Annotated in this window: 13 protein-coding genes; 2 read left to right on the forward strand and 11 right to left on the reverse strand. The window is 57.0% G+C overall.

Annotated elements, in window-relative coordinates:
• Positions 1-18 precede the first annotated feature (18 nt).
• Entirely contained in the window at positions 19-294 is a 276-nt protein-coding gene (locus ACFIOZ_RS08965; RefSeq protein ID WP_386083314.1) for a DUF1294 domain-containing protein, read from the forward strand.
• Positions 295-324: 30 nt separating this feature from the next.
• On the opposite strand, the gene ACFIOZ_RS08970 is transcribed toward ACFIOZ_RS08965, so the two are convergent.
• The 3 genes from ACFIOZ_RS08970 to ACFIOZ_RS08980 are packed head-to-tail and all read right to left on the reverse strand — an operon-like array spanning position 325 to position 2686.
• Positions 325-1005, reverse strand: a complete 681-nt coding sequence (locus ACFIOZ_RS08970; RefSeq protein WP_386083316.1) for an anthranilate synthase component II — start codon at positions 1003-1005, stop codon at positions 325-327.
• The gene (locus ACFIOZ_RS08975) at positions 1002-2423 is read right to left on the reverse strand and encodes an anthranilate synthase component I family protein (protein ID WP_386083317.1); all 1422 of its coding nucleotides are present in this window, start codon (positions 2421-2423) and stop codon (positions 1002-1004) included. Before ACFIOZ_RS08975 ends, ACFIOZ_RS08970 begins: the two co-directional genes overlap by 4 nt.
• Entirely contained in the window at positions 2420-2686 is a 267-nt protein-coding gene (locus tag ACFIOZ_RS08980) for a Trp family transcriptional regulator (protein WP_386083318.1), read from the reverse strand. Before ACFIOZ_RS08980 ends, ACFIOZ_RS08975 begins: the two co-directional genes overlap by 4 nt.
• A 96-nt stretch (positions 2687-2782) precedes the next feature.
• On the opposite strand from ACFIOZ_RS08980, the gene ACFIOZ_RS08985 reads away from it, so the two are divergent.
• On the forward strand, positions 2783-4669 hold the full coding sequence (locus ACFIOZ_RS08985; RefSeq protein ID WP_386083319.1) for a monovalent cation:proton antiporter-2 (CPA2) family protein: 1887 nt from the start codon (positions 2783-2785) through the stop codon (positions 4667-4669).
• A gap of 2 nt (positions 4670-4671) precedes the next feature.
• Here ACFIOZ_RS08985 and ACFIOZ_RS08990 read toward each other — a convergent pair whose 3' ends face one another.
• From ACFIOZ_RS08990 to ACFIOZ_RS09025, 8 genes are all read right to left on the reverse strand, one after another.
• A complete protein-coding gene (locus ACFIOZ_RS08990) occupies positions 4672-5235 on the reverse strand; it encodes a hypothetical protein (protein ID WP_386083320.1) in 564 nt (187 codons plus the stop codon).
• A 79-nt stretch (positions 5236-5314) separates the two neighbouring features.
• Positions 5315-6139, reverse strand: a complete 825-nt coding sequence (locus tag ACFIOZ_RS08995; RefSeq protein WP_386083321.1) for a class I SAM-dependent methyltransferase — start codon at positions 6137-6139, stop codon at positions 5315-5317.
• Positions 6140-6142: 3 nt separating this feature from the next.
• A complete protein-coding gene (locus ACFIOZ_RS09000; RefSeq protein WP_386083322.1) occupies positions 6143-7846 on the reverse strand; it encodes an AMP-binding protein in 1704 nt (567 codons plus the stop codon).
• 86 nt (positions 7847-7932) lie between these two features.
• The gene (locus ACFIOZ_RS09005; RefSeq protein ID WP_386083323.1) at positions 7933-8838 is read right to left on the reverse strand and encodes a hydroxymethylglutaryl-CoA lyase; all 906 of its coding nucleotides are present in this window, start codon (positions 8836-8838) and stop codon (positions 7933-7935) included.
• Between the two features lie 13 nt (positions 8839-8851).
• On the reverse strand, positions 8852-10933 hold the full coding sequence (locus tag ACFIOZ_RS09010; RefSeq protein WP_386083325.1) for an acetyl/propionyl/methylcrotonyl-CoA carboxylase subunit alpha: 2082 nt from the start codon (positions 10931-10933) through the stop codon (positions 8852-8854).
• Positions 10930-11754, reverse strand: coding sequence for an enoyl-CoA hydratase/isomerase family protein (locus tag ACFIOZ_RS09015; protein ID WP_386083327.1), 825 nt, complete (start codon positions 11752-11754; stop codon positions 10930-10932). Before ACFIOZ_RS09015 ends, ACFIOZ_RS09010 begins: the two co-directional genes overlap by 4 nt.
• A 12-nt stretch (positions 11755-11766) precedes the next feature.
• Positions 11767-13374 (reverse strand): carboxyl transferase domain-containing protein, encoded by a 1608-nt coding sequence (locus ACFIOZ_RS09020; RefSeq protein ID WP_386083329.1) that lies wholly within the window; start codon positions 13372-13374, stop codon positions 11767-11769.
• Between the two features lie 11 nt (positions 13375-13385).
• Positions 13386-14555: an isovaleryl-CoA dehydrogenase gene (locus tag ACFIOZ_RS09025; protein ID WP_386083331.1), complete on the reverse strand. Its 1170-nt coding sequence runs from the start codon at positions 14553-14555 to the stop codon at positions 13386-13388.
• Between the last annotated feature and the right edge of the window lie 9 nt (positions 14556-14564).

Genomic DNA, 14564 nt, shown 5'->3' on the forward strand with positions numbered 1-14564 from the left:
CCTGCAAGAGTCTTCACTGTGATTCCAATCGTCGTTTATTACGTTGTGGTCAGCATGCTCGCTTACATTACCTACGCCATCGATAAAAAAGCGGCGATTAAACACCGCCGTCGGGTGAGTGAGAAGTCATTACATCTGCTCGGAGTGTTGGGTGGCTGGCCGGGCGCGCTAATGGCCCAGCAGCGGCTGCGGCATAAAAACCGCAAAACCGCTTTTCAGGTTACTTTCTGGCTGACGGTTGGGCTGAATTTGGCCTGTGCTGGGTGGCTAATGGTTTCATTGAATCTCATTTAACCACCCGTTTAGCCCCCCTACGCTTCCTCTTTACGCCCGAGCTTGAGCGTTGGGCGCGAAAAGAAAGTTAGCAATCAGCTCTTTGCCGCCTTCGGTGGCGAAAGACTCTGGATGAAACTGGATGCCATGTATCGGGTACTCCCGATGCTTCACGCCCATTAATTCAAATTCGCCCACTGCCTGCCAGCGGCTGCGCTGCTCAAAGTTATCGGCTTCCAGAGCACCCACGGTGGCCGTCACTTCCAGGCAGTCGGGTAGGGTAGGCGCGTCGGCAATCAGCGAGTGGTAGCGCATCACTTCAAGCTGATTGGGTACGCCATTAAATACCGAGGCATTATTGTGGTTGATGGGGCTGATCTTGCCATGCATCGGCAGCGGCGCCTTCACTACCTTGCCGCCAAACACGTGCACAATACCCTGCATGCCCAGGCAAACCCCCAGCAGCGGCGTGGTTTTGCCCAGTTTCTCTATTACTTCTGCGCACACGCCAAAGTAGCGCGGGTCATCCGGCGAGCCGGGGCCGGGGGAGATGATAATACGATCCGGGGCCATGGCTTCGATGGCGTTAAAATCGATCTGATTATTACGCTTAACGAGTATTTCAAAGCTGGCTAGCCCGCCGCGATTCTTCTCCGTGGTCAGAATCTCGCCTATGAACTGGTAGAGGTTATAGGTGAAGGAGTCGTAGTTGTCGATGATCAGCACCTTCATGCGGGGCTCTCCGTTTCCGTGCTCATAAAGGGGGTCAAGGCCTTGCGGGTGCCGGCAAACTTGCGGCGGATCTCTTCGTACTCATCTTCGGCGTTGCTGTCATACACGTTGCCGCCGCAGGTTTGCACGTAAGCGCGCTCGCCGTTGACGAATACCGTACGAATGGGAATGGCAAAGGTACAGTCGCCGTTAAACGAGAACTGGCCCACCGCGCCGCCGTAAGGGCCGCGCCCGTCGGTTTCCAGGTCGTCGATAATCTTCATCGCTTCGATCTTGGGCGCGCCGGTGAGAGTGCCTGCCGGGAAGTTGCTGGCCAGTGCGGTAAACATATCTTCGCCTTCGGCGATAATGCCGACGATCTCGCTGGAGATATGCTGCACGTGACTAAAACGTTTGATATCCATCAAGCTGCGCACTTTCACCGTGCCAAATTGTGCCACCCGGCCAATATCGTTGCGGTGCAGGTCGACGATCATGTTGTGTTCGGCGATCTCTTTCGGATCGTTGAGCAGCGCACGGGCCAACTGGGTATCCTCATGGGGCGTTTTGCCGCGTAGGGTAGTGCCTGCCAGCGGAAACGTCTCCATCTCGCCTTGGCGTAGCCGGAATAGCAGCTCGGGGCTCGCGCCAATCAGCTTCTGTTCACCAAATTTGACGTAGTACATCTGCGGTGAGGGGTTAATGGTGCGTAGCTGGTCGTAGAGCGCCAAGGTATCGCCTTTAATGCTAAAGCGCTTTTTAAAGCCGACTTCACACTGGAACACCTTACCGTCAATAATATCCTGCTTCACCTTGGCCACCGCCTCGGCGTGCTCTGCCTGGCTCATGGTGTCGCCCAGCGCGGTGATTTGCAGCGGGCCTGCTGGCTCGTCGTCTGCATTGATCAGCGTCTGCAAAAAGTCGTAGCGGCTGTTGTCGTAGTAGAAGTAGGTGACTTCCCCGGTCATCTTGTCGAGGATCAGGCCATCTTTGTAGAGCCCAAAGCGGAAGGTGTTGAAATCATCGCTGGCTTTTAACGCAAGCGATGGCTCGAAGTACTGCATGGCGTCATAGCCAAGATAGCCGCTTAGCCCGCCAGCGTACTTGCGGGAAATAATATCCTGCGGAATCAGGCTGCGCAGTAGCTCGTAAGGGTTGTCGCTTGGGTAGTGGTTGGCTTTGCCGTCACGCTCTTGGATGGTCAGCGTGTTGCCGTTGGCGTAAAGCGTATACTCAGGGTCGAAGCCGATGATCGAGTGGCGTGCCATGTGGCTATCTTCACCCAGCGACTCCAGCATGTAGCAGGTATCGAAGCGCCGCTCGATTTTCTGGAACAGGGCAAAGAAGTCGCAGTCTGCCGCCAGCGTCACGTAGTGCGGTTTACGGGGCAGGGTGAAAGGCTGTGGGCCTGCCGTAGCGGGCGTATCGGTGGTGCTCATAAGTGATCATTCCGTGAAGAGGCTAACATCGTCAGCGCGCGTGATCCGCGTGACACGGTCGCAATACCCACGCCCAGGGCTTCGGCAATTTTGCGGTGGGGCACGCCTTCGCGCAGCAGTTTAAAAATCTGTAGGCGTTTACTGATTTCTTGGTACTCTGCAGGCGTTAGCAGGCTCGCCAGCGCTGCGTCCATTGCTTCAGGTGAGTCAATAGCGAGCAAATGGCGGATTAGCTCAGCCTGGTAGTGTTCGTCTGTTGTCATGTGTGCCACCAGGTAATCTGTAATGTACTAGTGTACTAGTACGCTACCTGATTGCTCAGGGAAGTCAAGCAGAGCGTTAAATTTTGAGGAGTCACGATGACCGGCTATTTTATTCAAGCCTTTATTTACCTTGTCGCCGCGGTGATCGCGGTACCGCTAGCCAAGCGTTTTGGTCTGGGGTCTGTGCTGGGGTATCTGGTTGCTGGGGTCGTGATTGGCCCGATTCTGGGGCTGGTGGGGCAGGAGACCACCACCATTCAGCACTTTGCCGAGTTTGGCGTGGTGATGATGCTATTTTTGGTGGGGATGGAGTTAGATCCCAAGGGGCTATGGGCCATGCGGGTTCGGCTGATTGGCCTGGGCGGGCTTCAGGTCGTGCTAACCGCAGCGGCAGGTAGCACTATTGGTTGGTGGCTGGGGCTCGTTTGGCAAACGGCGCTGGCAGTGGGGCTGATTTTTGCGCTCTCTTCTACGGCGATTGTGCTGCAAACACTCAATGAGAAGGGGCTGGCCAAAACCGAGGGTGGGCGAAGCGCTTTTTCGGTGCTGCTGTTTCAGGATATTGCAGTAATCCCCATGTTGGCGCTGATCCCGCTGCTGGCGCTACCTGAATTGATGGGGGCGGGCGGTGATGATGGCCACGCCAGCTTAAGCCTGGTCGCCCACTTGCCCGGCTGGGCGCACGCCCTTGTGGTGGTGGCTGCTATCGCCAGTGTGATTGCCGGGGGCTACTACTTAATGCCGCTGCTGTTTCGCTATGTGATTGGCTCTGGCCTGCGTGAAGTATTTACCGCTACGGCGTTGATGTTGGTGATTGGCATCGCCGCCCTGATGAGTGTGGTCAATTTATCCCCCGCCCTGGGCGCTTTCCTGGCGGGGGTGGTGCTCGCCAACAGTGAATTTAAGCACGAGCTGGAAGCCAATATTGAGCCCTTCAAGGGGCTGCTGCTGGGGCTGTTCTTTATTACCGTAGGGGCGGGGATCAATTTCTCGGTGTTAGCAGCGGAGTGGGGCACGGTGCTATTGCTAGGCGTGACGGTTATCGTTGTTAAAGGTGTGATTCTGCTGGGCTTGGCGCTGCTATTCCGCGTGCATGGCAGCAACGGCTGGCTATTCACTTTAAGCCTTGCCCAAGCCGGTGAGTTTGGCTTTGTGCTGCTGACCTACAGCGTACAAAACAGCGTGATTCCTACCGATATCTCCCAGGTGCTTTCGTTAGTAGTGGCGCTATCGATGTTCTTAACCCCGCTGCTGTTTATTGCCTACGACCGCTTAGTACTTCCACGATACCAAACAGCCAAAAATGACGACCGGGAGGCGGATGCAATCGAAGAACAGGCACCGGTGATCGTGGCGGGCGTAGGGCGATTTGGACAAATCATCTGCCGCTTGTTGCGTGCCAACAATATTCCCATTGTGGCTTTGGATCATGAGATAGAGCAGATCGAGAACCTGCGCAGAATTAACATCAAAAGCTACTTTGGTGACGCCAGCCGCTCCGGTTTGCTTGAGACCGCAGGGATTGAGCATGCCCGATTGTTGGTTATTGCCTTAGATGACCGTGAGCGTGCCGTGCAGATGGTTAAGCACGTTAAGCATGCTTACCCCCAAGTGTGGGTGCTGGCCCGTGCCTTCGACCGTGGTCATGGCTATCAGCTACGTGACGCAGGTGCCGACGATGTTATCAGTGAAACCTACCACTCAGCGCTGGAGCTGGGTGGTCACGCGCTGACGGCCATGGGCGTGCACCCCATGCGTGCCAAGCAGATGACCTGGGCTTTTGTGCAGAACGAAGATGCCCACGAGAATGAGCTGTTTGACGCCTGGAAAGAGATCGAAGAGGGCATCAGCTTCAGCCCCCGCTACGGTGAACTATTTATGAAGCTGGAAGAGTCGTTGAATAGTGCCATGCAGCAGGATTGGCCAGAGCCGCAGCGGGAAGATGTGCCGATCTGGACACCGCCAAACCAAAACCGCGAGTGAGATTAAAACGGCAGATGTAAGGAGGCGCTTAGCATATTGAGGTGGTTTAGGGTGGGTGCGTCAATGCGCTCATACTCCAGGCGACTGACGAGTCGGTTAATCGTCATCGTGGCGCCGAAGCCTTGCAGCAATGCTGTACCGCTTTCATCGGCGCCTTCCAGGTCACTTTCGCCACGCCATTCTGTGATGCCGGACTTCGCATAGATGCTGAAAGCACCCATGCGAACTCCGGCAACAATGGCGCCTCCCAAACTGAGTGTATCCATAATAAGGGGGTTAACACCGGAGGAAGTGGAGATCTCTTCGCTTTCCCGGTAGGCAATTTCAGCGCCGATATCGAGTTGCGGGAGCCGCCAGGGGCTGAAGCCTGCGGTGACCCGAAAACCGCTGGTATAATTATCAAGGCTTTGAAGGTCGCTACCTTCTAAGATGACGCCGTTATCCAGCTGCATAAGTTCGCTATTAGGAGCGGTATACGCCATGACCGGCGGGGCGTCGTCGGCGTAGCTGCTAAACCAGGGAACAGAGCAGCAGAGCAGGGTGCTTGCCAAGCGTTTAATTGGCATTTCTCGTACACCTATCGTTACATACCCAAATATTGCCGAATACCGACGGGTAGGGAGGAAAAAGCTATTGCTCTTCAGGTTAGCAACTGGCTTGGATTTCCACCACTTTAATTGCGCCTTGAGCCAGATTATCGACTAAATTTTTACCCATTGTCAGAAAGCGTTCGCCAAATACCCACTGGGGTGACAGCACGGCTTGTCTTGGCGTCTGCTCTTTTTGCCGTTGGCGCTGGCGCCACGCCAAGGCCATTTCACTCCAATCGTCCACGTGTTCTAGTTGAAAGCCGCCGTTTTCCAACAGTTGAGTTAGCTCAGCCAGGGTAAGTAAATGGGAGTGCTCGGAAGCACCTGCCCACGGCACCGGGTAGCGAAGGTGTGCCACGTTGGGGCCGCTGACCACTTCATGCATAACTAACTGCCCACCAGGGCGCAGAACTCGGCGGCTCTGTGCGATTACCCTGGTAGCGTCGGGCATGTTTAACAGACTATGTTGAAACAGCACGGCATCAAAGCTGTTATCGGCAAACGGCAGGGCGCCCGCGTCACCGGTTACCCAGGCAAGTGGTGGTGCGTCAGGTTGGTTAACTCGCGAGCACAGCGCTCTGTTTAGCACGCTGAAGCCATGGGTAATATCCAGCCCGGTCATTTGAAAGCCCAACGCCGCGCCCTGGCGCATCAAGCCGCCCAGCCCAGCGCCGACATCCAATACGTTCACATGCGTTGTAGGGTCTAGTCGTTCAAGTAAACGGGCCGATGCCGCCACGCCGCCTATATGCAACTGATCCAAGGGGGCCAGTTGATGTAGCGTGGGGCCATCGGGGTAGTGAGCATCTATTTGTGCCAGCACCTCATCAGCGCGCAGGGCGCGCTGATAGTGATCCGCTAACGGATTGGAAGACGTCATCGCTTACGACTCTTGATCCAAGCCCAGCTCTTGGATGGAAATTTCGCGCATCTTGAATTTCTGGATTTTGCCGGTGACGGTCATTGGGAACTCGTCCACGAACTTGAAGTAGCGCGGGATTTTGAAGTGGGTGATTTTGCCCTTGCAGTACTCGCGCAGCTCTTCGCCGGTTACTTCGCCCGCGGTGCTGTTGAGTTTCACCCAGGCAATCAGCTCTTCACCATACTTCTTATCTGGCACACCGGTGACCTGCACCTCAGAAATCGCCGGGTGGGCGTATAAAAACTCTTCGATCTCTTTGGGATAGACGTTCTCACCGCCGCGAATCACCATATCTTTAATACGGCCCACGATCTGGATGTAGCCCTCCTCATCCATGGTGGCGAGGTCACCGGTGTGCATCCAACCCGCTTCATCGATGGCTTCGGCGGTGGCTTTATCGTTGTTCCAGTACTTGAGCATCACGCTATAACCGCGGGTACACAGCTCGCCGATTTCACCTCGGGGCAGAATGCCGCCGTTGCCGGGGTCGACAATTTTGTTCTCTAAGTGAGGCTGGGTGCGGCCCACGGTGGATACGCGTTTTTCAATGCTGTCGTTGGCGCCAGTTTGAGTGGAGACTGGGCTGGTTTCCGTCATGCCGTAGGCGATCTGCACGCCCTTCATGTTCATTTTGTTGATGACCTGCTTCATGATCTCAGCCGGGCAGATCGAGCCCGCCATAATGCCGGTGCGTAGCGATGAAAGGTCGGTGCCAGGGAAATCAGGGTGATCCAGTTCGGCAATAAACATGGTCGGCACGCCATACAGCGCGGTGGCTTTCTGCTCGTGTACCGCCTTGAGTACTTTGCCAGGGTCAAAGCCCTCGTCCGGGTAGATCATGGTAGCGCCGTGGGTCATGCAGCCCAGGTTGCCCATTACCATACCAAAGCAGTGGTAAAGAGGGACTGGAATCACCAGGCGGTCTTCACTGGTAAACCCCATGCTCTCCGCCACAAAAAAGCCGTTGTTGAGAATATTGTGGTGGGAGAGCGTTGCGCCTTTGGGAAAGCCGGTAGTGCCGGAGGTGTACTGGATATTGATCGCGTCGTCGAACTGCAGCGTAGCCTGTAGGTCGTCAACATCGGTTTGGCTAACCTTGCTGGCTTCTTGCATTAGGTCAGACCAGCGCCACATGCCGCTGAGTTGCTCGTTACTTAAATTAATGATGCACTCAAGATCAGGCAGCTTTTGCGACTTGAGCTCCCCTACAGCGCAGGTGTTGAGTTCCGGGGCCAGCTCAAACAGCATGGCGCTGTAGTCGGAGCTTTTGAAGCTGTTGGCAGTGACCAGAAAACGGGCACCGGACTGATTCAGCGCGTACTCCAATTCATGGGTGCGGTAGGAGGGGTTAATGTTGACCAGAATGGCGCCAATTTTGGCGGTGGCGAATTGAGTTAACGTCCATTCGCTGCAGTTGGGCGCCCAGATGGCCACACGGTCGCCTTTGTTAACCCCAATGGAGAGCAGGGCGCGGGCACAGCGGTTAATCTCTTCCTGAAGCTGGCGATAGCTCCAGTGGATATTCTGATGCAGCACAATGAGCGCATCGTTATCGGCATGCTGGGTGGCGATCTGGTCGAATTTGTCGCCAATGGTCATGCCCAGCAGGGGCTTGTCAGCCATGCTGCTGGAGTAGCTGGGTAGGGTAAGAGCAGGTGATGCCATGGTGTATCTCTCCGATATTTTTTCTTGTCCGAGCGGGAAGGCAGAGGATAATTCGCTACTTTTAATTTTTATTATTAACGTCTCATTTAACGGCTAGCGCCTTTTGCCAGTGCCACCTTGGAGCTGGGCTTGCGGCCTAGTTCTTGGGTGATCCAGTAGCCGGTATCGATCACTGCCTGCAGGTCGATACCCGTTTCAATGCCTAGCCCTTCAAGCAGGTAGAGCACGTCTTCAGTGGCTACGTTGCCGGAGGCGCCCTTGGCGTAGGGGCAGCCGCCAAGACCTGCTGTCGCCGCATCAATCACGCTGACGCCTTCCTCCATCACCGCATACAGGTTGGCCAGCGCCATGCCGTAGGTGTCATGGAAGTGGGCGGCCAGGAACTCTATCGGCACCTGTTGCTGAACGGATTCAATCATGCGCTTGGCGGCCAGCGGTGTGCCGACGCCGATGGTGTCGCCGAGTGACACCTCGTAGCAGCCCATCTCATAAAGCGCCTTGGCTACTTCGGCCACTTTGCTGGGGTCAATCTCGCCTTCGTAGGGGCAGCCCAATACGCAGGAGACGTAGCCGCGCACACGCACGCCCGCATCGCGAGCACGATCGAGCACTGGCTCAAAACGGGTCAGTGACTCGGCAATAGAGCAGTTGATATTTTTCTGCGAGAAGGATTCTGAAGCAGCACCAAAGACCGCTACCTCTTCCACACCAACCGTTAGGGCGTTTTCCAGCCCTTTCAGGTTGGGTGTTAATGCGGAGTAGACCACACCGGGCTGGCGCTTTATGCCTGCCATCACCTCGATGGCGTCACCCATTTGCGGCACCCACTTGGGCGATACAAAACTGGCCGCTTCAATATGCGTGATACCTGCTTGAGCAAGCCGCTCAATCAAAGCAATTTTAGTCGCGGTAGGCACGATGGCCCCCGGCTCGTTTTGCAGACCGTCCCGGGGGGCCATTTCGAACAGCTTGACAGACGTAGGCAATGGCATAAGAGTGCTGCTCCTATTCGTTGGCCGCAAAGTCGAGTAAAACGGCGCCCTGGCTAACCGTGTCACCCGCCTGAAAGTGGAAGGTCTCCACGCTGCCATCGGCGGGGGCGGTCATGGTGTGCTCCATTTTCATCGCTTCCATCACCATCAGCGGCATACCTTTCTCAACCGCCACGCCGGGCTCCACGAGTAGCGCCACCACGGTGCCATTCATGGGAGCTGTTAGCGTGGATTCTGCTTCGTGGTGGCCATGATCGATGGCATCGATGCGCCGCCAGAACAGGCGCGTTTCACCGCTTGGATCAGCCATGACCACCACATGACCATCGCGGCGGGCCTGCAGCCGACGGCGGTGGCCGTTCAGGGTGACGGCGACCGCATCGCCGGTCAGCGGCTGTAGGCTCGCGGTGAGGGTCTCATTGCCGATAGTCAGGTTCCACAGCGCCTCGCCAGCGTTGCGTTTACCTTCGACAATCACGACTGCTTCATCACTGTCAGCGGCCTTTACATCTGATGGGTCACACAGCGCAATGCGAATGGTATGGGGTGCATTCAGGCGGAAGCCATCGTGGCGATCCCAGGGGGAGTCACTTTCGCACTCCTGGGCGAGTTGGTTCAGGCCAATCAGCGCGGCGCTGGCGAAGGCCTCCATACCATAGGTGCGCGGTGCGAACAGGGTGGCTTCGTTACGCTCAATAAAGCGCGTATCCAGTTCGACATTTTTAAAGCCAGGGTGAGTCGCCAAGCGCATTAAGAAGGCGCGGTTAGTGACGACACCCTGTACGTCCAGCGCTGCCAGTGCGCGGTTTAGGTTCGCCAGTGCCGCATCGCGGTCAGCACCATGCACGATGAGTTTGGCGAGCATGGGGTCGTAGTGCATTGACACCGCATCGCCGCTCTCTACGCCGCTGTCCAGGCGTACTTGGTCAGCGCTCAGGCCTGCGCCGTCTAAATCCAGCGCGAAACGGTTGAGCAAGCCGGTAGCGGGCAGAAAATCCTGATCCGGATCTTCGGCGTAAATGCGCGCCTCAAAGCTATGCCCGGTAATGGTTAGCTCGTCCTGGCTACAAGGGAGCGGTTCGCCCATCGCCACGCGTAGCTGCCACTCGACCAAGTCCCGGCCGGTGATCATTTCGGTGACGGGGTGCTCGACCTGGAGACGGGTATTCATCTCCATAAAGTAGAATGAACCATCCGCATCAAGTAAGAACTCGACAGTGCCCGCGCCCACATAGCCGATCTCCTGAGCGGCGCGCACTGCAGCGTCGCCCATGTTGCGGCGCAGCTTCGCCGTCATGCCGGGGGCGGGGGCTTCTTCGATGACTTTTTGATGGCGGCGCTGGACGCTGCAGTCCCGCTCGAACAGGTAAACGCCGTTGCCGTGACGGTCGCAGAACACCTGCACTTCCACATGGCGTGGCTGCACCAGGTACTTTTCGATCAGCATGCGGTCATCGCCGAAGGCGGCTTTAGACTCACGTCGACAGCCGTCTAGCGCGGCCTGAAAACTATCACCACTTTCCACCACGCGCATGCCTTTACCACCGCCACCGGCGCTGGCTTTCAGCATGACCGGGTAGCCGATCTTGTCGGCCTCGGCACGTAGAAGCGAGTCGCCTTGATCATCGCCGTGGTAGCCCGGCACCAGCGGCACGCCAGCATTGGCCATGCGCGCTTTGGCGGCAGATTTATCACCCATGGCGGCAATCGCTGAGGCGGGCGGGCCGACAAAGGTAATGCCTGCTTCTTCAAGTGCTTTGACGAAGGTACCGTTTTCGGAAAGAAAGCCATAACCGGGGTGAATAGCGCCGGTGCCGGTACGCTTGGCGGCGTCAATCACGGCATCAATATTTAGATAGCTTTCCCGCGCGGCGGCAGGGCCTAAGTGCACGGCCTCGTCGGCTTCACGCACATGGCGGGCGCTGGCATCGGCGTCGGAGTAGACCGCGATGGTTTTTAGCCCCATACGGCGTGCAGTGCGCATTACTCGGCAGGCGATTTCACCGCGGTTGGCGACTAGAAGCGTGTCAAAAGGCGTTGTGCGAGCGGCGTTTTCAGCTTTTTCGTCTATTGCGTTAGTGGGCGAATGACTCATGAGCGACGCTCCGAAGCGTTAGGTGTTTTGTTAGGTTCGGCCCAATCGGGGCGACGCTTTTCAAAGAAGCTGGATAAACCCTCTTGCCCCTCTTGGCTGACGCGCAGCTTGGCGATTACCTGGCAGGTATGCTCGCGGGTGTCGTCACTGTCGCGCGCTTGAGCCACCTCGGCCATTAGCGCTTTGGTTGCGCGCTGGGCTTGAGGCGAGCCGGCCAATAGCGTTGCCAGCATGGTGTCCACCTCGTCGTCTAACTTATCGTGCTCCACTACCAGATGGACTAGACCAAGAGCGAGCGCCATTTCCGCGTCTATCACCTCGGCGGTTAGCGCATAGCGACGCATCTGCCGTTCACCCAGGGCGCGCTGAACGTAAGGGCTGATGACGGCGGGTGAAAGACCAATCTTGACTTCCGACAGGCAGAATTTGGCTTTTCCTGAGGCAATCACCACATCGCAGCAGGCGGCAAGCCCCACCGCGCCGCCAAAGGCGGCCCCTTGAACGCGGCAAACCGTGGGGCAGGGCAGCGTATCGAGTCCGTGCATCAATGCGGCAAGCTTGCGGGAATCCGCGAGGTTATCCTCCAGGTCGTAATCGACCATGCGCTTCATCCAGTTCAGGTCGGCACCCGCGGAGAAGCTTTTGCCTTCTGAACCCAGTACTACCGCGCGAACTTCGCCAGCTTCAGCAAGGGTATGCAACTTGTTGAGGTGTTCATTCAGCTCGGCGATCAAACTGTCGTCAAAGGCGTTATGCACCTCGGGCCGGTTTAAGGTCAGGCGTGCTACGCCGTTTTCTATGATGAGTGTTGAGTAAGCCATGGTGATTGCCCCTTACATCCGGAACACGCCGAAGCGCGTCTCTTCGACTTCTGCGTTCATCGCGGCAGCCAGAGAGAGCCCTAGCACATCGCGGGTTTGCAGCGGATCAATGACGCCGTCATCCCACAAGCGGGCGCTGGCGTAGTAGGGGTGGCCCTGATGCTCATACTGTTCCCGGGTGGGCTGCTTGAAGGCTTCTTCTTCCTCTTTGCTCCACTCGCGACCTTCGCGCTCATGCTGCTCGCGCTTAACCTGGGCGAGTACGCCCGCCGCCTGCTCGCCGCCCATCACGGAAATACGCGCGTTAGGCCACATAAACAGCAGGTTGGGGTCATAGGCACGGCCACACATACCGTAGTTGCCGGCGCCGAAGCTGCCACCGATCAGCACGGTATACTTGGGCACCTTGGCGCAGGCCACGGCGGTGACCAGTTTGGCGCCATGCTTGGCAATACCTTCGTGTTCGTACTTGGAGCCGACCATAAAGCCGGTAATGTTCTGCAGGAAAATCAGCGGAATCTTGCGCTGGGCGCACAGCTCGATAAAGTGCGCACCCTTTACGGCGCTCTCAGAAAACAGCACGCCGTTGTTGGCCACAATGCCCACCGGGTAACCGTGAATATGGGCAAAGCCAGTGACCAGGGTTTCACCGTAGTAGCGTTTGAACTCGTCGAAATCAGAGTCGTCGACAATGCGGCCAATCACCTCGCGCACGTCATAGGGTTTTTTCAGGTCGGTACCCACTATGCCATACAGCTCGGAAGGGTCGAGCTTGGGTGGTTTTGGCGCCTGCATGGCGAGCTTGCCACGCTTTTGCCAGTTAAGCCGCGACACGCAGGCGCGGGCAAGCTGCAGTGCGTGGGCATCGTTTTCTGCATAGTGGTCGGCGACGCCGCTCACTTTGGCGTGCACATCAGCGCCGCCCAGGTCTTCGGCGCTAATACTTTCACCGGTGGCGGCTTTTACCAGCGGCGGGCCACCCAGGAAAATCGTGCCCTGCTCTTTAACGATAATCGACTCGTCTGCCATCGCAGGCACATAAGCACCCCCCGCGGTGCAGGAGCCCATGACCACGGCGATTTGCGGAATGCCCTCGGCGGACATGGTCGCTTGGTTATAGAAGATGCGCCCAAAGTGGTCGCGGTCGGGGAAGACTTCATCCTGGCGGGGCAGGAAGGCGCCGCCGGAGTCGACCAGATAGATACACGGCAGGCGATGTTTGCGGGCAATCTCCTGGGCGCGTATGTGCTTTTTCACCGTGAGCGGAAAGTAGGTGCCGCCTTTTACCGTGGCGTCGTTGGCAACGATCACGCACTCCACGCCAGAGACCCGGCCAATGCCGGTCACCACGCCCGCGGCGGGAATCTCGCTGTCGTAAATATTGTGGGCCGCCAGAGCGGAAAACTCTAAAAACGGCGAGCCTTCATCGATCAAGTGATCAATGCGGTCACGCACAAACAGTTTGCCGCGGCTTTCGTGGCGCTCGCGGGCTTTGGGGCCGCCGCCCTGGCCGACGGCGGCGGTTAGCTCACGCAGTTTGTTCACTTCACCCAGCATAGAGGCTTCGTTGGCTTGAAACACATCGCTGCGCGGATTGATCTGGCTATTCACAGTGCTCATGGCGCGGCCTTTTATTTGGTTTCAGTAAACAGTTCACGGCCAATCAACATCCGGCGAATTTCGCTGGTACCCGCGCCAATTTCATACAGCTTGGCGTCACGCAGCAGGCGCCCGGTGGGGTATTCGTTGATATAGCCGTTGCCGCCAAGCAACTGAATGGAGTCCAGCGCGACTTGCGTCGCTTTTTCAGCACAGTAAAGAATGACGCCAGCGGCATCTTTGCGCGAGGTCTGGCCGCGGTCACAGGCACCGGCCACTGCGTATAGATAAGCGCGGCAGGCGTTCAGGGTGGTGTACATATCCGCCACCTTGCCCTGTACCAGCTGGAACTCACCGATTGACTGGTTGAACTGTTTACGCTCATGGATATAGGGCATCACCACATCCATGGCGGCCTGCATAATGCCAATGGGGCCAGCGGCGAGCACGGTTCGCTCGTAATCCAAGCCACTCATGAGTACGCGTACGCCTTTGCCTTCGCCGCCGAGGATATTTTCAGCGGGAACGGCGCAATCCTGGAACACCAGCTCGCAGGTGTTGGAGCCGCGCATGCCCAACTTGTCGAGTTTCTGGGCGGTGGAGAAGCCGGGCATGCCTTTTTCGATAATAAAGGCGGTGATGCCTTTAGAGCCGGCGTCGGGATCCGTTTTTGCGTAGACCACCAGCACATCCGCATCTGGACCGTTGGTGATCCACATTTTGTTGCCGTTGAGGATGTAGTGATCGCCACTCTGCTTGGCCCGCAGCTGCATCGAAACCACATCAGAGCCTGCGGCGGGCTCGGACATGGCCAGGGCGCCCACGTGGTCGCCGCTGATTAGTTTGGGGAGGTACTTGGCTTTCTGTTCGGGGGAGGCGTTGATCTTGATCTGGTTAACGCAAAGGTTGGAGTGGGCGCCGTAAGAGAGCGCTACCGAAGCGCTGGCCCGAGAGATCTCTTCCATGGCGATACAGTGGGCTAGATAACCCATGCCGCTGCCGCCATCCTCTTCAGGCACGGTAATCCCTAATAGCCCCATATCGCCAAACTTCTTCCACAAATCGTTAGGGAACTCGTTGTTGCGATCGATCTCGGCTGCACGGGGGGCAATCTCGCTGGCCGCAAAGGCGTTGACCTGCTCACGCAGCATGTTCAGCTCATCGTCGAGGCCAAAATTAAGTTCTGAGTAGTGTGAAAACATGATCAATCA

It is taken from the genome of Vreelandella sp. F11 (assembly GCF_042466685.1).
Lineage (GTDB): Bacteria > Pseudomonadota > Gammaproteobacteria > Pseudomonadales > Halomonadaceae > Vreelandella.

Bases quoted from the DNA above. Each gene is read 5' to 3' on its own strand.
- ACFIOZ_RS09025 (WP_386083331.1), bottom strand. From the start codon at position 14,555: ATGTTTTCACACTACTCAGAACTTAATTTTGGCCTCGACGATGAGCTG.
- ACFIOZ_RS09020 (WP_386083329.1), bottom strand. From the start codon at position 13,374: ATGAGCACTGTGAATAGCCAGATCAATCCGCGCAGCGATGTGTTTCAA.
- ACFIOZ_RS09010 (WP_386083325.1), bottom strand. From the start codon at position 10,933: ATGAGTCATTCGCCCACTAACGCAATAGACGAAAAAGCTGAAAACGCC.
- ACFIOZ_RS09000 (WP_386083322.1), bottom strand. From the start codon at position 7,846: ATGGCATCACCTGCTCTTACCCTACCCAGCTACTCCAGCAGCATGGCT.
- ACFIOZ_RS08985 (WP_386083319.1), top strand. From the start codon at position 2,783: ATGACCGGCTATTTTATTCAAGCCTTTATTTACCTTGTCGCCGCGGTG.
- ACFIOZ_RS08995 (WP_386083321.1), bottom strand. From the start codon at position 6,139: ATGACGTCTTCCAATCCGTTAGCGGATCACTATCAGCGCGCCCTGCGC.
- ACFIOZ_RS08970 (WP_386083316.1), bottom strand. From the start codon at position 1,005: ATGAAGGTGCTGATCATCGACAACTACGACTCCTTCACCTATAACCTC.
- ACFIOZ_RS08975 (WP_386083317.1), bottom strand. From the start codon at position 2,423: ATGAGCACCACCGATACGCCCGCTACGGCAGGCCCACAGCCTTTCACC.
- ACFIOZ_RS09005 (WP_386083323.1), bottom strand. From the start codon at position 8,838: ATGCCATTGCCTACGTCTGTCAAGCTGTTCGAAATGGCCCCCCGGGAC.
- ACFIOZ_RS08980 (WP_386083318.1), bottom strand. From the start codon at position 2,686: ATGACAACAGACGAACACTACCAGGCTGAGCTAATCCGCCATTTGCTC.
- ACFIOZ_RS09015 (WP_386083327.1), bottom strand. From the start codon at position 11,754: ATGGCTTACTCAACACTCATCATAGAAAACGGCGTAGCACGCCTGACC.
- ACFIOZ_RS08990 (WP_386083320.1), bottom strand. From the start codon at position 5,235: ATGCCAATTAAACGCTTGGCAAGCACCCTGCTCTGCTGCTCTGTTCCC.